The organism is Streptomyces sp. NPDC048383 (assembly GCF_040651775.1).
Classification (GTDB): Bacteria; Actinomycetota; Actinomycetes; order Streptomycetales; family Streptomycetaceae; genus Streptomyces.
Genome location: NZ_JBEZKS010000022.1, coordinates 49196 through 67118, shown reverse-complemented (window position 1 = coordinate 67118; position 17923 = coordinate 49196). Strand labels below are relative to the sequence as shown.

At 67.6% G+C, this 17923-nt stretch carries 9 protein-coding genes, 3 tRNA genes and 1 pseudogene; 8 read left to right on the top strand and 5 right to left on the bottom strand.

Annotation, left to right across the window (positions count from 1 at the left end):
- Positions 1–8: 8 nt before the first annotated feature.
- From AB0D46_RS17630 to AB0D46_RS17615, 4 genes are all read right to left on the bottom strand, one after another.
- Positions 9–1931: an ABC transporter ATP-binding protein gene (locus AB0D46_RS17630; RefSeq protein ID WP_362878293.1), complete on the bottom strand. Its 1923-nt coding sequence runs from the start codon at positions 1929–1931 to the stop codon at positions 9–11.
- Positions 1928–3661 (bottom strand): ABC transporter ATP-binding protein, encoded by a 1734-nt coding sequence (locus AB0D46_RS17625; protein WP_362878291.1) that lies wholly within the window; start codon positions 3659–3661, stop codon positions 1928–1930. The genes AB0D46_RS17630 and AB0D46_RS17625 overlap by 4 nt, the downstream gene beginning before the upstream one ends.
- A 142-nt stretch (positions 3662–3803) precedes the next feature.
- Positions 3804–5249 carry an FGGY family carbohydrate kinase gene (locus AB0D46_RS17620; protein WP_362878290.1) on the bottom strand — a complete coding sequence of 482 codons (1446 nt, stop codon included), beginning with the start codon at positions 5247–5249 and terminating at the stop codon, positions 3804–3806.
- A 206-nt stretch (positions 5250–5455) separates the two neighbouring features.
- Positions 5456–5761 carry a YtxH domain-containing protein gene (locus AB0D46_RS17615; protein ID WP_362878288.1) on the bottom strand — a complete coding sequence of 102 codons (306 nt, stop codon included), beginning with the start codon at positions 5759–5761 and terminating at the stop codon, positions 5456–5458.
- Between the two features lie 146 nt (positions 5762–5907).
- Between AB0D46_RS17615 and AB0D46_RS17610 the strand changes: the two genes are divergently transcribed.
- The 8 genes and pseudogenes from AB0D46_RS17610 to AB0D46_RS17575 all read left to right on the top strand — a co-directional run bounded on the left by AB0D46_RS17610 (position 5908) and on the right by AB0D46_RS17575 (position 15974).
- Positions 5908–5980, top strand: a tRNA-Asn gene (locus tag AB0D46_RS17610).
- Positions 5981–5985: 5 nt separating this feature from the next.
- Positions 5986–6058 (top strand) — tRNA-Asn (locus AB0D46_RS17605).
- Positions 6059–6239: 181 nt separating this feature from the next.
- Positions 6240–6316: transfer RNA gene (locus AB0D46_RS17600), tRNA-Ile, on the top strand.
- A 990-nt stretch (positions 6317–7306) separates the two neighbouring features.
- Positions 7307–7516 (top strand): annotated as a pseudogene (locus AB0D46_RS17595) (leucine zipper domain-containing protein); the annotation flags it as partial.
- A 207-nt stretch (positions 7517–7723) separates the two neighbouring features.
- A complete protein-coding gene (locus AB0D46_RS17590) occupies positions 7724–11410 on the top strand; it encodes a DEAD/DEAH box helicase family protein (RefSeq protein WP_362878286.1) in 3687 nt (1228 codons plus the stop codon).
- Positions 11407–12813: a hypothetical protein gene (locus tag AB0D46_RS17585; protein WP_362878284.1), complete on the top strand. Its 1407-nt coding sequence runs from the start codon at positions 11407–11409 to the stop codon at positions 12811–12813. The genes AB0D46_RS17590 and AB0D46_RS17585 overlap by 4 nt, the downstream gene beginning before the upstream one ends.
- 5 nt (positions 12814–12818) lie before the next feature.
- Complete coding sequence (locus AB0D46_RS17580) at positions 12819–14381, top strand: N-6 DNA methylase (protein ID WP_362878376.1); 1563 nt, start codon at positions 12819–12821, stop codon at positions 14379–14381.
- A gap of 78 nt (positions 14382–14459) precedes the next feature.
- The gene (locus AB0D46_RS17575) at positions 14460–15974 is read left to right on the top strand and encodes an N-6 DNA methylase (protein ID WP_362878283.1); all 1515 of its coding nucleotides are present in this window, start codon (positions 14460–14462) and stop codon (positions 15972–15974) included.
- A gap of 704 nt (positions 15975–16678) precedes the next feature.
- Here AB0D46_RS17575 and AB0D46_RS17570 read toward each other — a convergent pair.
- The gene (locus AB0D46_RS17570) at positions 16679–17857 is read right to left on the bottom strand and encodes a glutamate--cysteine ligase (protein WP_362878281.1); all 1179 of its coding nucleotides are present in this window, start codon (positions 17855–17857) and stop codon (positions 16679–16681) included.
- Between the last annotated feature and the right edge of the window lie 66 nt (positions 17858–17923).

Here is a 17923-nt window from a genome sequence, read left to right as displayed (position 1 = left end):
CCCGCGGGTCAGTCGACCTCGGCCACCGCCTGCGCGAACTGCGCCGCGTACAGCCGCGCGTACGCGCCGCCGGCCGCCAACAGCTCCTCGTGCGTGCCCTGTTCCACGATCGAGCCGCTCTCCATGACGAGGATCACATCGGCGTCCCGGATCGTGGACAGCCGGTGCGCGATCACGAAGGACGTACGGCCGTGCGCCAGCCGCGCCATCGCCTTCTGGATCAACACCTCGGTACGGGTGTCCACCGAGCTGGTCGCCTCGTCGAGGACCAGGATCACCGGATCCGAAAGGAACGCCCGGGCGATCGTGATCAACTGCTTCTCGCCCGCGCTGACGCCCGCGCCCTCGTCGTCCAACACCGTGTCGTAGCCGTCCGGCAGGGTGCGGATGAACCGGTCCGCGTGCGCCGCGCGCGCCGCCTCCTGGACCTCCTCCCGGGTGACCTCGCGGGAGGCGCCGTAGGCGATGTTCTCCGCGATGGTCCCGCCGAACAGCCAGGTGTCCTGGAGCACCATGCCGATGCCGCCGCGCAGCTCCTCGCGGCTCATCTTCGCGATGTCCACGCCGTCCAGGGCGATCTCGCCGCCCGTCACCTCGTAGAAGCGCATCAGCAGGTTGACGAGCGTGGTCTTGCCCGCGCCCGTCGGGCCGACGATCGCGACCGTGTGGCCCGGCTCCACCGTCAGCGAGAGGTTCTCGATGAGCGGCTTGCCCGGCTCGTACCGGAAGGCCACCTTGTCCAGGGTGACCTGGCCGCGCAGGGTCTCCGGACGCTCCGGAACCGCCACGTCCGGTTCTTCCTCCTCCGCGTCCAGCAGCTCGTACACCCGCTCCGCCGAGGCCACGCCCGACTGCACCAGGTTCGCCATCGACGCCACCTGCGTCAGCGGCATCGAGAACTGGCGCGAGTACTGGATGAAGGCCTGCACGTCACCGATCGACAGGGCGCCCGAGGCCACCCGCAGACCACCCACGACCGCGATCAGCACGTAGTTGATGTTCGACAGGAAGAACATCACCGGCTGCATGAGGCCGCTGACCAACTGCGCCTTGAACGAAGCCCGGTACAGCTCCTCGTTCTGCTCGGCGAACACCGCCGCCGACTCCTCCTGCCGCCCGAACACCTTCACCAACGTGTGGCCGGAGTACATCTCCTCGATGTGGGCGTTCAGGGTGCCCGTGGTCTTCCACTGCGCCACGAACTGCGGCTGCGACTTCTTGCCGATCCTCGCGGCGACGACCACCGACAGCGGCACCGTCACCAGCGCGACCAGCGCCAGCAGCGGCGAGATCCAGAACATCATCACCAGCACGCCGACGATCGTCAGCAGCGAGTTCAGCAACTGCCCCATCGTCTGCTGGAGCGTCTGCCCGATGTTGTCTATGTCGTTCGTCGCCCGGCTCAGCACCTCGCCGCGCTTCTGCCGGTCGAAGTACGACAACGGCAGCCGCGACAGCTTCCCCTGGAGCTCCTCGCGCATCCGGTAGACGGCGCCGTTCATCACGTGGTTCGACAGCCGCGTCGCGACCAGCATCAGCAGACCGGCCAGCGTGAACACCAGCAGCGCCCACAACGACACCACCCCGACAGCGCCGAAGTCGATGCCCTCGCCCGGCGTGAACGCGGTGCCCGACAGCATGTCGGCCATCCCGCCGTCACCGTTCGCGCGCATCCGCTCCAGCGCCTGCTCCTTGGTGACCCCCGCCGGGAACTCCCGGCCGACGATCCCCGCGAAGACCAGGTCCGTCGCGTTGCCGAGGATCTTCGGGCCGACGACCGCGCAGCCCACGCTGCCGACCACCGCCGCGACCATGCCCCACAGCTTCGCCCGGTCCTGCGCCAACTGCCCCAGCAGCCGCTTGCCCGACCCCTTGAAGTCCATGGACCGCTCGGTCGGGCCCATCATCATCCGTCCTCCGGGCCCGCTCATGCGGCCTCCGCCTCCGTCAGCTGGGAGAGCACGATCTCCCGGTAGGTCTCGTTGTCGGCCATCAGCTCGTGGTGCCGGCCCTCACCCACGACCGCGCCCTCGTCCAGCACGATGATCCGGTCGGCGTCGCGGATCGTGGAGACCCGCTGCGCGACGATGACCACCGTCGCGTTCTCGGTCTCCCGGGACAGCGCCGCGCGCAGCGCCGCGTCCGTCGCGTAGTCCAACGCCGAGAAGGAGTCGTCGAAGAGGTAGATCTCCGGCCGCTGCACCAGCGTCCGGGCGATCGCCAGCCGCTGGCGCTGCCCGCCGGAGACGTTCGTACCGCCCTGGGAGATGGGCGCGTCGAGCCCGCCCTCCAACGCGGAGACGAACTCCTTGGCCTGGGCGACCTCCAGGGCCTGCCACAGCTCCTCGTCGCTCGCCCCGGGGCGCCCGTAGCGCAGGTTGGAGGCGACCGTCCCGGAGAACAGGTACGGCTTCTGCGGCACCATGCCGACCGTCCTGGCCAGCAGCGCCGGATCGATGCGGCGCACGTCCTCCCCGTCGACGAGGACCTCGCCGCCGGTCGCGTCGAACAGCCGCGGCACCAGGCCCAGCAGCGTCGACTTCCCGCTGCCCGTCGAGCCGATCACCGCCGTGGTCTCACCGGGACGGGCCACCAGGTCCACCCCGCGCAGCACCGACGCCTCGGCGCCCGGATAGCGGAAGTCGGCGCCGCGCAGCTCCAGGCGGCCGCGCACCGCCAGCTCGCGCACCGGATCGGTGGGCGGGACCACGCTCGACCTGGTGTCCAGGACCTCCTGGATGCGCTCGGCGCAGATCTCCGCGCGCGGCACCATCATGAACATGAAGGTGGCCATCATCACGGACATGACGATCTGCATCAGGTAGGCGAGGAAGGCCGTCAGCTGGCCGATCTCCATGCCGCCGCTGTCGACCCGCATCGCGCCGAACCAGATCACGGCCACGCTGGACACGTTCACGACCAGGATCACGACCGGGAACATCAGCGCGAGCAGCTTGCCCGCCGCCAGCGACACCCCGGTCAGATCGGCGTTCGCCCCGCGGAACCGCTCCTTCTCGTACGGGTCGCGGACGAAGGCGCGGATCACCCGGTTGCCGGTGATCTGCTCCCGCAGCACCCGGTTCACGGTGTCCAGGCGGTCCTGCATCTGCCGGAACAGCGGCCGCGTCCGGAAGACGATCGCACCGACCGACAGGCCGAGGACCGGCACCACCGCGAGCAGCACGCCGGACAGCTTCACGTCCAGCGAGAGCGCCATCGCGATGCCGCCGACGCACATGATCGGCGCCGAGACCATCAGCGTGAACGTCATCAGGGCCAGCATCTGGACCTGCTGGACGTCGTTCGTCGTACGGGTGATCAGCGACGGGGCGCCGAACTGGCCCAGCTCCCGGGCGGAGAAGCTCTGCACCCGGTCGAAGACCGCGGCCCGGACGTCGCGACCGAGGGCGGCCGCGGTGCGGGCGCCGTAGTAGACGGCCCCGACGTTGCAGACGAGCTGGACGAGCGAGACGCCCAGCATCAGGGCGCCGAAGCGCAGGATGTAGCCGGTGTCACCGTTGACGACACCGTTGTCGATGATGTCGGCGTTGAGCGTCGGCAGGTAGAGGCTCGCACTGGTCTGCAGCAGTTGCAGCAGCACCAGGACGGCGATCGGTTTCCGGTACGGACCCAGATGGGTCCGCAGAAGTCGTATGAGCACGCGCAGGCTCCGGTCGGCAAGATCGAGGGGGTTCGCTCCATCTTGTGCCAACCGGCGCCTCGATCCCCACCGGATTTCGTAAAGCCCGGTCAAAAGGAGGAGGCCGCCCGCGCCCCCGGACCTGCGGCCGTGACCCGCGCCCCTAGTACTGGAAGGCGCCCGGGTGCAGCTGTTCCCGGGTGGCGATGTACTGCTGGCGCACCGCCTGCCACGCCGGATAGTCCTCACCCGGCTCGAAGACCTGAGCGGCCGCGGCCGGCCAGATCGGCGGGGTGTGCGGGGCCAGCGTGCCCCGGTGCGCGCCGAGCGCCCACGCCGCCTGCCGGGCCGCGCCCAGCGCCGCGTAGTCGGCCGGAGCCGGCACCACCACCTGCGTCCCGAACAGCCCCGGCGCCGCGATCTGTACGGCGGGCAGGTCGGCCGCCGCGCCCAGCAGGAACACCCGCCGGATCCCGACGCCCCGGTGCCGCAGCACGTCGAGGGCGTCCACCAGCCCGCACAGCATGCCCTCGAAGGCCGCCCGCGCCAGGTGTTCGGGCTTCATCGAGTCCCGGCGCAGCCCGCTCAGGGTGCCCGCGGTGTGCGGCAGGTTCGGCGTGCGCTCTCCCTCCAGGTACGGCAGGAGCACGAGCCCGTGTGCACCGGGGGTCGACTTCAACGCGAGGGCGCTGAGCCCCTCCAGGTCGGTGCCGAGCATGTCGGCGGTGCCCCGCAGGGCCCGTACCGCGTTGGAGGTGTTGACCACGGGCAGGTGCATGCCGCCCGCGTCGGCGAGGGAGGTGATCAGCCCGCCCGGCTCCGCGAGGGCCTCGTGGTGGACGGCCATCACCGAACCGGAGGCGCCCAGCGACACCACCGCGTCACCCGGACCGATCCCGAGCCCGAGGGCGGCGGCCATCGTCTCGCCGGTCCCCGCGGAGATCAACAGTCCTTCGGGCGTCATCCCGGCGGCCTCGGCCGGCCCGAGCACCTCGGGCAGCAGCGCCTGCCGGCCGAGCGCCAGCTCGACCAGGTCCGGACGGTAGGAGCCGGTCGCCGCCGACCAGTAGCCGGTCCCGGAGGCGCCGGCCCGGTCGGTGGTGCGGCGGGCGGGCCGGCCGAGCAACTGCCAGACGAGCCAGTCGTGCGGAGACATCAGGACCGCCACCCGGCGGGCCGCCTCCGGCTCCGTACGGGCCAACCAGGCCAGCTTCGCGATCGGCTGCGCGGCGTGCGGCACCGAACCCACGGCCTGCACCCACGCCTGCCGCCCGCCGAGCGCCTCGATCAGATCCGCCGCGGCGACCTGCCCCCGCTTGTCGTTGCCGACGAGCGCGGGCCGCACGAGGGCGCCCTGCGAGTCCAGCGGCAGGACGCCCTGCTGCTGCGCCGAGACGCCGATCGCCTCGACGCCCTCCAGCAGCCCGCCGCCCGCGGCCTCGCCGAGGGACAGCAGCCATGCCTGTGGATCGGTTTCGTGGGGGACCGTCTCACCCGCGGACTGCGGATGGGGCGCGTAGCCCTGGCGCAGCACGGCGCCCGTGTCCGCGTCGCAGACGACGATGCGAGTGAAGGTGGAACTGCTGTCCAGTCCGGCGACTATCCCCATGCGGAGAATTCTGCCGCACGCCGCGCCGGCACTCCCGCGCGGACTCCGCCCCACCGCGGGCGGGGCGCCGGGCGCCGCCCGCACCCGGTCCGGACGGGGAGCGCCGGGCATCGCCGGCGCCCCGGTCGGGCCGGGGTACCGGCGTCGCTCGTACCCCGGCCCGACCGGGGCGCGGGGCGACGCCGCGCCCCGTCCGAACCCGGCTGTCAGGTGTTGCTGGTTCCCCACTCGTCCTCGCGGCCGCCGCCGCCGACCCGACCGCGCAGGGTCCGTACGCGCTCGGTCAGCGACTCCGGGACGGCGTCGCCGACCTTGTCGCTCACCACGGCGAAGGCCTTGCCCGCGAACTGGCGCCCGCTCTGACCGGCCGTTTCGGCGGCGTTGCGGACCGCCGGGTTCTGCGCGACCTGGCGCGCCGACTTCTTCAGTTGCTCGTAGCGCTCGCGCCCGGCCCGTGTTCCTAGGACGTATCCGAGGGCCAGTCCGACCACGAACGTGACCTTGTACCGCATGCTTGCCACCCTTCGTCGTGTGGTGCCCGGCCCGCTGGCGATACCGATTGGCGGAGCACCCCCCTGCTTGCGCTAATCTATGACTCGCAACGAGCGCTCGCCCCCCGGCAAGGCCGGAGGTGGGCCGTTCGATGCACCCGCAGCAATCCCCTGTAGCTCAATTGGCAGAGCAGCCGACTGTTAATCGGCAGGTTACTGGTTCGAGTCCAGTCGGGGGAGCGCGGTCCCCTGTAGCTCAATTGGCAGAGCAGCCGACTGTTAATCGGCAGGTTACTGGTTCGAGTCCAGTCGGGGGAGCAAAGAAGAAGGGGACCCGGGTGGGTCCTCTTTTTTTTGCCCGCATCCTGGAACCGGGCAGCACTCGATACGGTCTCTCAGGACAGCGAAGCCGATCATGCGAGGCATCCGAGGCAGGAGATCGTATGAGCGGCTATGCTGCGGCAGACGGCGCGCACACATGTACGCGCCACGCCGTAAAGGGGCGGTAGCTCAGCCGGTTAGAGCAGCGGACTCATAATCCGTCGGCCGTGGGTTCGAGTCCCACCCGCCCCACCAATTTCACCCTTGCAAAAACGTTCTGACCTGCGGAAACGCAGATTCCGCCACGGTTTTCCGTGCGGTACTAGCCGCGCGCCGTGCGGTACTGGCGCGCTGTCGCGGCGTGCTGGCGCACCTCAGACGCGTCTGACCCGGCATTTTGCGCCGATTTCCTGAGTGAGCGTCGTGGTGCGGTCCCACGGCCGTCGTAGGGAGGCTTCGCGCTCCATCCACGCCTGCCACATCGCATGACGCCCTCGCTGTCCCTGCCGTGCCGCCAGGTCTGCAAGGTGACACCGCCTACATCAGCGAAGGCTCGGAGAGGCACTCTCTTGCTTGCCCGGGTGCAGTGCGGCGGCGCACGTGGTGCACGCCGCACCCGCGGGCCACGTCTCACCGCAGGGCAGAGCTGTTTCGAACGCTTTCACGCAACCACTCATTGCCGGGGCACTGAGCGCGGCGTGCTGGGCTTCGTCCGGGGCAGGCTAAGCAGCTTGCGAAGCAGATGCGACCTAGAGATCACAGGCGATGTCACCATAGGAGGGGGAGCAGCAGCCGGTGTCGAGAAGTTGCGAATTTGCCCACCCGTGTCATGCCGCCCTGAGATCGTGGTTCCGTCCCGACCAGTGACCCGAACCGAGGTGCCCCCCAGATGTGGGACTGCGCCGAGCTCTCCGCAGAAGCCGCGAAACGGGCCGGTCCAGCAGCCCTGCGAGCCGCCTACCGGTTGGCGGGCCGCCAACAGGGCATCAAGATCGGTCAGATGGTGGGCCGCCAGCAGGGCGTCATTATCGGTGCTGGCATGGGCGTGGGCGGGACCATGCTTTACAACTCGCTGCGTACCCGCAAAACAGGGGCCAGTCCTAGGCCGACGCCCGAGCGCAGCGTAGAAGCGCCTGAGTCCGGCGCGGCGACTGACGCGTAGGCGGCGACGTCGTCGTCATGGGCCCGTATGTCGAGCTGTTCGTGCAGGACACGGTCAGGGGCTGGCACGGGCAGGGGCGGCAGCGTCGCTGGCGGGCCGAAGGAGAGGCCGGCCTGCACCAGCGCTCCAGCTGGCCGCACACAACACCGCACCAAACCCCGGCCGTGATCGAGGAACAGGTCTGTGACCTTCGGCAATCCCGCAAACTGGGCCCGGCGAGGATCGGCCCGATCCTCGGACTCCCGGCCTCGACGGTCCACCGGATCCTGACCCGCCACCGGCTCCATCGGCTAGCCTGCACCGGACCCGGTCGCGCTGCCCTGCTGGTGGGGTGACTCCGATGACGCAGGTAGCCGCGGGTTTTCCATGGTGTCGTAGGAAACCTTAGCGGCACTGAGGGCTGCCCCGTTAGGGTCGATTGAGGATCACGCAGACGTACTGGTGAGAGACGTGGACGTCATCGAGGCTTCAGCGCCAGGTGCGGCCCACTTGGAAGGCGGATGGGTCACATGAGTGCAGGTGGTTCTACGGCGAACCCTAGGTTGGTACGCCTCGCTCAGCAGTCCAGGAACTTCGGTTTCCTCCTGGCTGACCTGCCGCTCCTCGTGGCCTACGGGGCCGCTGCTGAGAGCCACGTCTTCGACGACCCCAATACCTCCTTGATCAAGTCGCGGCAGTTCGGCGAAGCCCTCGCGGAGGAGCTGGTGAGCCGGGGCCGGGTTCGTGTCGAGGGAAGTACTCAGTTCGACCGTCTCAAAGCCTTGGACCGGGAGGGCTACCTCCACGGCGACGTCGGTAACGCCTTCCACGAGGTCCGCACACTCGGCAACGACGCCAATCACAAAGGTCACGACAGCGCCGAAGACGCTTTCCGTGCCTTGCAGACCTGCTTCCGCCTCGGTGTCTGGTACCACCGTCTACTCACCGGATCTCGGGAGCAGTTCACCTTCGTACCGCCGAGCCCTGACCGAACGCCGGCCGCCAGGAACGCCCGGCTAGCGGACGATATCGCCGCTGCTCGCAAGGCACTCGAAGAGGCCCGGCTGAGCTACCGGGATCAGGCGTCACAGGCGCAGGTCGAGCAGGCTGCGCGAGCCGCTGCCGAGCGCGAGCTCGCCCAGGCTCAGGCCGAGCGCGAGGAGTTGGCCCGCCAGGTCGCCGCTATGCAGGTTCAGCTGGCGGCCATCGAGACGGCGGCCGACCAGGAGCGCGCTCACCGGCACCGCGCCGATGCCACCAGCACAGCCGCAGCCTCGGCTGCGGTGGCAGAGCGCGCTCGCTTGCTTGACAACGCGGAGCAGGCATCCCGAGAGCCCCTGACCGAGGCACAGGTCCGTTTCAAGCTCGACGAGATGCTGGCGCAGGCCGGCTGGTACGTCCAGGACGCCGCATCCGGCCTCAACCTCCACGTACAGGGTGACCGGCGCGGCAGCGGTGTGGCCGTACGTGAGGTGACCACGGCACGGGGCCGAGCCGACTATGCCCTATATGTAGAGGCGAAGCTCGTCGGCGTCATTGAGGCCAAGCGAGAAGGCGCTGACCTCACAGCAGCGGAAACTCAGGTCAATGGGTACGCCGACCATCTCACCGACGCACAGCAGCGCTTGGTCGCCTGGCGCACCCCACTGCCGTTCCGGTACGTGAGTGATGGCGGCGAGACTCGCTTCCGCTCCACTCTCGATCCGGATTCCCGTACGCGCCGGATCTTCTCCTTTCACCAGCCACGTACCCTGGCACGCTGGATGCGCCAAGCCGACGAGGACCCGCAGGCTCCCAGCTACCGCGCTCGGCTGCGGCTTCGGATGCCCGAACTTGATGAGCGCCCCTTGCGCCCCGCTCAGATCACCGCCGTTCAGGGGGTGGAGGACTCTGTTGCTCTCGGCAGGGGCCAGCACGGCATGGGGCAGTCCCGTTCTCTCGTTCAGATGGCCACCGGCGCGGGCAAGACGTTCACAGCGGTCACGTTCTCCTACCGCATGCTCAAGCACGCACGCGCTGAACGAGTGCTCTTCCTCGTCGACCGCAACAACCTGGGCGCACAGGCCTTCGCGGAGTTCGAGAACTTCACCACCCCGGATACCCAACGCAAGTTCGCCGACCTCTTCAACGTGCAGCGGCTGGGTGCGGAAGGGATGCTCGCCTCCTCGAAGGTTGTCATCTCCACCGTGCAGCGCCTCTACATGGAACTCACCGGCCGTAATCTTCCCGACGCGGCCCCTGAAGGTGAGGGCGAAGAAGCGGACCTGCCGTACGACGTGCCCGGCGACATCGAGGTCGGCTATAACGCCACCATCCCCCCCGAAGCCTTCGACCTGATCGTCGTCGACGAGTGCCACCGTTCCATCTACGGCAAGTGGCGCTCGGTCCTGGAGTACTTCGACGCCCCGATTGTCGGTCTCACCGCCACCCCGGTCGCCCAGACCTTTGGCTACTTCAACGGCAACCTGGTCAGCGAATACACCTACCGGGAGGCGGTTGCCGACGGGGTCAACGTCGACTTTTCCGTGTACGAGATCGAGACGCGGATAACCGGCCAGGGCGGGGTCATCGCGCAGGGCACGGTCCCGGTCCGCGATCGCCGGACCCGTCGTCAACGGTACGAGGACATTGCCGAGGACATCGAGTACGGCGCGAAGGAGGTAGGCGTCGGCATCATCAGCAAGGACCAGCTGCGTACGGTGATCCAGACCTTCAGGGACCGGCTGTTCACGGAGATTTTCCCGGAACGGGCCAAACGCGATCCGGAAACCGGCGCGCTGCTGTGGGACGAGATGTACGTTCCCAAGACCTTGGTCTTCGCGAAGAACGACAATCACGCCGAAGAGATCGTCGAGGTTATCCGCGACGTCTTCGGTAAGGGCAACGACTTCTGTACCAAGATCACGCACGCGGCAAGGAAGCCGGCCGAACGGCTCGCCGACTTCCGTAACCTTCCCCAGCTCCGTATCGCGGTCACCGTTGACATGATTGCCACCGGCACCGACGTCAAGCCCCTCGAATGCCTGATCTTCCTGCGGGACGTCAAGAGCTGGGCCTACTTCGAGCAGATGAAGGGCCGCGGTGCACGGACGCTCTCCCTCACCGACTTCGAACGGGTGACACCCGGGGTGGGCCCCAAGACTCGCTTCGTCATGGTCGACGCAGTCGGTGTCACCCGGAAGCCGAAGGTCGACGCGGCCCCGCTGGAGCGTCACAGCGACAAGCAGATCAGCTTGGAGAAACTGCTCCGCAAGACCGCCGCCCACACAATCGAGGAGGAAGAGGTCTCCACGCTCGCCTCCCGCCTCGCCAAGCTCGGCCTTCAGATGACGAGCGAGGAACGCGCCGAGATCGAGCGGATCAGCGGTGGTGTCCCGCTGAAGGAGATCGTCCACGGCATGGTCAAGGCGGTCTCGACCGATGAGCAGCTGGAAGCCCGGGAGGCAGCTCAGCGTGTCGGCCGGGACCCCGAACGCGCGGTCCGCGAGCTCATCGAGCATGCGCTGAAACCACTCGCCGCCACACCAGCACTGCGCACGAGGCTCCTGGAGATGCGCCGAGCCAAGGACATCCTGTACGACGAGAACAGCCGTGACGCACTGGTCCGGGCGGGCGCGGCCGTTGACGACGAGGAGAGTGCACAGGCCACCGTCCGCGACTGGAAGCAGTACATCGACGACAACCGCGACGAGATCGCGGCCCTGACTATCGCCTTCGGCGCCGACTCCGACGTCCCGCCCGCCGCCGCCCTGCGTCGCCTGCAGGACGTGGCACGGAGCGTTGCCCGTCCGCCGCGCTCCTGGACCCCAGACACTCTCTGGAAGGCGTATGAGAACGTCGGCGAGACGCTGGTACACAAGCGCGCCAAGCGCACCGCCGCCGACCTCCTCGCCCTCCTGCGCTACGAACTCGCCGGCGGTGCTGAACGCGGAGCTCCGGCTCCTCGCCCCCACGAAGAGGTTGTACGGGAACGGTACGCGGCTTGGCTCGCCCGCCAGGAACAGTCCGGCGTCAGCTTCAGTAAGCGCGAGCGATGGTGGCTTGACCACATCGTCGGCGCGACAATCGAGCGTGTACGCTTCGACACCGCCGACCTTGACTACGCCCCGTTCACGACACGCAATGGTACGGACGGATTCCTCGCCGAATTCGGCGCGAATCGGGCGGAAGAAATCATTGACGAACTGGATAAGGAGCTGGGCGCGTGACGGACTCGGGCGCGGGGGAAACGGTGGCGAGCGCGCCGGGGGAAAGGCTGCCGGAGGGGTGGATTCGGGCGACGCTCGAGGAGCTCGGCGTCGAGGCGCAGCCTGGGTTTGCCAGCGGCAGGCACAATCGTGACGGAAATGGCATCGTTCACCTTCGACCTATGAATGTAACGGGCAATGGTGTTCTCGACACGTCGGATGCTCGATACGTAAATGATGATTCTGATCGCCGTGTTGTATTCGGAGACGTGCTCTTCAATAACACGAACAGTCCAGTATGGGTGGGTAAAACTGCTTGGGTGGACTCAGTGGAGCCCTTGGCGTACTCGAACCATATGACCCGCCTGCGTGGCCCCGAGGGACTGGACGGTAAATTTCTCGCTGTCCAGCTTCATCACCTTTGGGCGATTGGCCACTTTAAGGCAGTGCTGAACAATCACGTGAACCAGGCGAGCGTGGCGAGGAAGGCATTGCTGGACACCTCGATTGTGGTCCCGCCCCTCCCTGAACAGCGCCGAATCGTCGCCAAGCTGCACGAGCAGCTCACCCACATCGAAGCTGGCGAGGCGGCATCAGAAGCTGCTCGGAGGCTGATTGAGCGCCTCTGGTCAGGGGTTCTGCAGTCGCTCGTTACCGGGGAGGCGCTGGAGGATCTTGATGCACCGGTAACGAGGCCGGTTGGCGAGGTCGCTAAGGTTTCAGGTGGAATTCAGAAAAGTGGCAAGCGTAGGCCGATCGAGAATAAGTTCCCATTCCTCAGGGTTGCGAATGTTCCCCGCGGTTTGTTGAATCTGTTGGATGTTCATGAGATCGAGCTATTCGACGGAGAAATTGAAAAGTATAGGCTCTCCTATGGGGATCTCCTTGTGGTTGAAGGGAACGGCTCTCCTGATCAGATTGGTCGCGCTGCAATGTGGCGTGATGAGATCAAGGACTGCGTCCACCAGAATCATCTGATTCGAGTTAGTCCGGGCATTTCGCTCGTGCCTGAATATTTGGAATTGGTTTGGAACTCCCCGGAGGTCTCCGCTCAATTGAGATCGGTTGCCGCATCGACGAGCGGGCTGTATACTCTAAACACCAAAAAAGTTAAATCTGTGCAGATTCCCGTACCGGATGTCAAGGATCAGGAAGCCCTTGTGCGCCATGCGCGTGCAACCCGCTCGGCAATTGACGAGGCATCTGCAGTGGTTGCAACGGCGGCTAGCCAGGCGTCGAACTTGCGTAGCGCTCTTCGCAGCGCCGCTTTCTCCGGGACTCTCGTCCCACAGGACCCCGCCGACGAGCCAGCCTCGGTCCTGCTCGACCGTATTCGTGCCCAACGTCTAACTGCCATCAAGTCAGTTCGAAAGCGCGCCCCCCGCAAGACGGCCCCTCCAGGGCAGGAAGAGCTTCCCCAGTGAGCACCATGAGCGCCGATAGGTTGCCAGCCCCGAGTCAGTCCTCCGACCAGCCGGTTCCGACCTCCACCCTCGTCAACCGTCTCTGGTCGTACTGCGAGTTGTTGCGCCACTCCGGCGTTTCGACGCTCGACTATGTCGAGCAGCTCACGTACCTCCTCTTCTTGAAAATGGCCGACGAGCGTGCCAAGCGCCCTGCCAAGTTCCGCCGTAACGTCCCCGAGGCTCCGCTCGTCCCCGAAGGCCGCGACTGGACGAGTCTGACCACCCGGTCCGCCGAAGCGCTGCTCGACCACTACGAGTTCATCCTCAAAGACCTCGGCCAGCGCGGCGGCACGATGCTCGGCGAGGTTTTCACCAAGGCGAGCAACAAGATCCATGAGCCTGCGGTCCTTGAACGTCTGATCAAGGATCTGATTGACCCGCACACCTGGACCAGCGAAAACCAGGACCTCAAGGGCGACGCCTACGAAGGTCTCCTCCAGCGCGGCGCGGAGGACCGTAAGACAGGGGCGGGCCAGTACTTCACCCCGCGTCCTCTCATCGACGCCATGGTCGACTGCGTCCAGCCGAAGATCGGCGAGACGATTACCGACCCGGCCTGCGGCACTGGCGGCTTCCTCATCGCCGCGCACGCGCACATCGCCACCCGTTACGAGGACGAGCTGTACGGCGACGAGGGCCGCAAGCTCCAGACCGGGTCGATCACCGGTTACGAACTGGTCCGCGAGACCGCCCGCCTCGCTCTGATGAACATGCTGCTGCACGGCATCGGTACGTCTGAGGCCAAGCCGCTGATCACCATTCAGGACTCGCTGGCCAAGCCGATCCACAAGCACTACGACATCGTGCTTGCTAATCCGCCCTTCGGCGTCGGCTCGGTGACCGGTGAGGCATACACCGCCCGTACCGATTTCTGGGCGCCCACGACCAACAAGCAGCTCAACTTCGTCCAGCACATCTACAACCTGCTGAAGACCAACGGGCGCGGTGCCCTCGTCCTGCCCGACAACGTCCTCTTCGAGGGAGGCGCGGGCACCACGATCCGCCGCAACCTCCTCGACCTGTGTGACGTGCACACACTGCTCAGGCTTCCGACCGGCATCTTCTACGCCAATGGCGTCAAGGCCAACGTCCTGTTCTTCGACAAGACCGGCCAGCGCTCCGGAGGCCGGCCCGGAACCCGCCAGCTTTGGGTCTACGACTTCCGCACCGACCAGCGCTTCACCCTCAAGCAGCGGCAGCTACGCCGCGAGCACCTTGACGACTTCGTCGCGGCCTACCACTCCGGTGGTTCCGACTTTTCGGCGCGAAAGCCCAGTGAACGGTTCCGTGCGTTCGATTACGATGAGTTGATCGCTCGCGACAAGGTCAATCTGGACTTGACGGTGCTTCAGTCCGCGTCCTCCTCCGGTACGGTCTTCGCGTCCCCCGACGTGATTGCCCAGGAGATCGTGGACGAACTGGAGACGGCTCTGGCCCAGTTCACCGCGGTAGCCCGTGCGCTCAAGCCGAGTACGCAGGCCGTGGACGACAGCACCACCCAAGGCGAAGAAGCACCGGAGCGGTAAGCCGCCGTCACCCGAGCGGGTCGATGGGGCCCATGAGGCTCAGGCCCGCTCGGGGCACGACGGAAGGTAGGGCGAAGCATGACGGTGGGGCGGGGCATCAGCCAGGGAGCGGCGGGGGAGCCGCAGGAAGGCGACTGGACAAGCAAGCGCATAACCGATCGCCTGTGGAAGTTCTACCGGGAGAAGACCAGCACCAAGGCGCTGACTCGCCTGGAGTTCGTCGAGCACATCGCATACCTGCTCTTCCTTAAGATCGACCATGAGCACACCCTGCGGCCCGGACGATTCGCCAAACTGCCTATCGCCCCGGCCGGTACCTGGCCAAAACTCACCGACCTCAACGGCGAGGACCTGCACGCCTTCCTCACCCGCCTGTTGCGTGACCTCGGCAAGCCCAACCCGGATGACCCGCGTAGGGCGACTGCGAGCATCCTCTTCTGCGACGCCCAGCCCTGGAACATCGACCGGATGTCCGAGCTCAGAGGCCTCATCGTCGAGGAGTTCGCCCCGTACCAGTGGACCGCTGTACCGCAGGACGCTCTCGGGGAGGCGTTCTCCTCCATGCTCGCCGAGTGTCGCGAGGACTTCCTCACCAAGCGGCAGACCGGGCAGATCCTCACCCCGCCGCCGCTTCTCGCCGTCGTCGCGAAAGCGCTCGCCGTCACGGGCGAGGACAGAGTAATCGACGCGGCCGGCGGCCTCGGCAGCACGCTCATCGCCGCACACCGGGAGATGGCCGCCTCCGGCACGTACGTCGACTCGACGGCCATCGCGGCCGCCGACATCGACGCCCAGATGTGCCGGTTCGCCACCATGAACATCCTGCTCAACACCGGACGCGTCCTCTCGGACATGCCGCCGGTCTTGCGTGCCGACTCCCTCAAGGCCAAGGGCGTCGCTACCCGCCGGTACCACCGGGACGTGGCTGCGACCGTGGCCATCTGCAACCCCCCGTTCAAGAGCGGCGACATCGTTCCCGACACCGACCAGCGCGACGACTTCTGGGCGCAGAAAGCGGACCTGCCGACCAACTTCCTCCAGCACTTAGCCATCACGCTGCCTCAGGGCGCACGGGCTGCGGTCTTTGTCCCCGACGGTGTCCTCTTCGGCAGTGGTGCCGCTGCCACCGTTCGCGAAGCCCTGCTCAAGAATTGCGACGTCCACACCCTGCTGCGGCTCCCCACTGGCATCTTCCACGGCACCAATTCCAAGTCGAACATTCTCTTCTTCACCAAGTCCGTTCCTCGACCAACCGGCGAGCCTGCCACGCGCGAGCTATGGGTGTATGACGCCAGGACCGACAACCACCACACGGACACCGGCAGGCCCCTCACGGAGGACGGCTTCGCGGACTTCCTCGCCGCCTACCGGCCCGGCGAGAGCGACCATCGAGGGCGCATCCCGTCCCCGCGCTTCCGCCAGTACCCGGTGGATGAACTTCTGGAGAGGCCGAATGTCAGCCTGGACCTGAAAGCCAATCTCGCCGCGACCCTTGACGATTTCGGTTCCCCTGGAGAGATCGCTTTGTCCATCGCCGACCACCTGGACGAGGCGGGCAAGCGCTTCCGCGCGGTGGCGGAGAGCCTCGCTTAGGAGCAGGCGAGGTCTCGGCGGGGAACCAGCCGCGCCACTGGGCCATTCTTTTACGTAGGGTGGCGGCCGCGCTCTATGGAGTGGTCGGGGGATAGCGTGCCCAAGCCTTTCGGGAGAGTGCCACCAGGAGTCGTGCGGGTCACGAGGGGCCGCGGCGGACGGCGACGACGTGCAAGGCCCGGGACGACCATCCACGAGAGCGCGGAACTATATGGGGGCCTGATATCCCCCTCCCGAGCGCGACACCTCGGCCGACTCCGCTCGTAGCAGAGCGTGACTGTGCCGAACAGGGGGAGAGGCGGTATCGGAGTCGGCAGCATGCCCCACGGGTAAGCCGTGGGGTTGGCTGTCTCGCAGCGGGTGTGCCGGGTCGGCCGTCTCCTGCTGTAGGCACCGGGGGTGCCCCGTAGCCGTGCGGTACGTACCGCACGGCACCGTGGTTGACGGGGATCGAGGAGGACGGAGCAGGACGCAGCAGGATGCGAATGTCCGCCTCTGTGGCGTTTCCGCAGGTGAGAGGCGTCACGCTTTTGGGTTCGAGTCCCACCCGCCCCACCGTGGAGCAGTTCTGCAGAAACGATAAGGCGGTCCTTCGGGGCCGCCTTTCGCGCGTTCCGGGGCCGGTCGCGGGGTGCGGTCCGGCGCGGTCGCAGGCGTTCGGGGCGGCTGCGACCGGCGCCGGGGCGGGTGCGGGTGGGGGAGGGCTAGAAGTTCTCGGTCTCCTCCACCAGGTGGCGCAGTACGTCGTCGAGGTCGTGGCGGCGGGCGAAGGCGGCGCGCTGGCGGGCGGCGCCCGAGCCGTCGCGCAGCAGTCCGCCCAGGGTCTTGGCGGCGTGGTCGAGGTCACCGGCGGCGGCCAGCGCCGGGGCGACCAGGTCGAGCAGGGCTTCCGCCAGGTCGGCGGCCGGGAGTTCGACCCCGGTGTACGGGTCCAGGCCGAAGCCCTCCAGCCCGTCGTGAGCGGCCCGCCAGCGCGCGAGCCGTAGGACGTCGTCCCGCAGGGCCGGCTCCGGTACCCGCTCCGCGATGTCGCGCAGGGCCGTGGCCACCAGGGCGCGGCCCAGTTCGGCCTGGAGGACGGCCGTGTCGAGGTCCGGGGACATGTCAAGCGCCCGGATTTCCAGCGTCGGCCAGTTCCCGGACGGGCGGAGGTCCCAATAGACCATCTTGGTGTCCAGCGCGGCCCCGGAGCCGAGCAGGGTCTGGACGGAGCGCCGGAAGTGCGCGGTGGACGTGAAGTGCGGGGGCGGACCGGCGGAGGGCCAGCCCGACCAGGCCATGGCCCGCCAACTGGAGTGGCCGGTGTCGCGGCCGCCCCAGAAGGGGGAGTTGGCCGCCAGCGCGATCAGCGTGGGCAGCCAAGGTCTGACCCGGTTCGAGACCGCGACGGCCGTGTCCACGTCGAGGGTGCCGATGTGGACGTGGCGTCCGCAGCTGACCAGGGTGTCGGTCAGGGCGCCGAAGCGGCGGTGCTGCTCGCGCTGGCGCGGCTCGTCGTCGGTCAGGTGCAACGGCCCTTCCAGGGCCACGACCGGCGAGGGGGCGGCGAGCAGGAGGCAGCCGTGCGCGCGGGCGGCCCCGGCGAGGGTGCGCCGCAGGGCGGCCAGCTCCTCGCGCAGGGTGACCGCGGAATCGGCGACGGGGGTGGCGATCTCCACCTGGTACCGGGTCCCCTCGGCGTGCAGTTCGTGGGGGAGCCCGGCGGCGGTGGCGAGGACGTGCTGAGCGGCCGGGACCACCCGCAGGGTGCGGGCGTCGACCAGGAGGAACTCCTCCTCGACCCCGATGGTGAGGGGGGAGGTGCGGCCGCTCGCGGTGCGCAGGCCGTGGCCCGTGGGGCTGGTGTCACTGGTGCTCGTGGTGCTGTTGCCAGGTTCGATCACTACGCCTCCCTGGACATACGAGTCTTTTCATCATGAGCCGAGCGGGAGGCGAGGAGGTACGACGAT

What these genes read in the sequence shown, in the direction of transcription:
- AB0D46_RS17580 (WP_362878376.1), top strand. Translation starts at nt 12,819, where the DNA reads ATGAGCGCCGATAGGTTGCCAGCCCCGAGTCAGTCCTCCGACCAGCCG.
- AB0D46_RS17615 (WP_362878288.1), bottom strand. Translation starts at nt 5,761, where the DNA reads ATGCGGTACAAGGTCACGTTCGTGGTCGGACTGGCCCTCGGATACGTC.
- AB0D46_RS17620 (WP_362878290.1), bottom strand. Translation starts at nt 5,249, where the DNA reads ATGGGGATAGTCGCCGGACTGGACAGCAGTTCCACCTTCACTCGCATC.
- AB0D46_RS17575 (WP_362878283.1), top strand. Translation starts at nt 14,460, where the DNA reads ATGACGGTGGGGCGGGGCATCAGCCAGGGAGCGGCGGGGGAGCCGCAG.
- AB0D46_RS17630 (WP_362878293.1), bottom strand. Translation starts at nt 1,931, where the DNA reads ATGAGCGGGCCCGGAGGACGGATGATGATGGGCCCGACCGAGCGGTCC.
- AB0D46_RS17590 (WP_362878286.1), top strand. Translation starts at nt 7,724, where the DNA reads ATGGGTCACATGAGTGCAGGTGGTTCTACGGCGAACCCTAGGTTGGTA.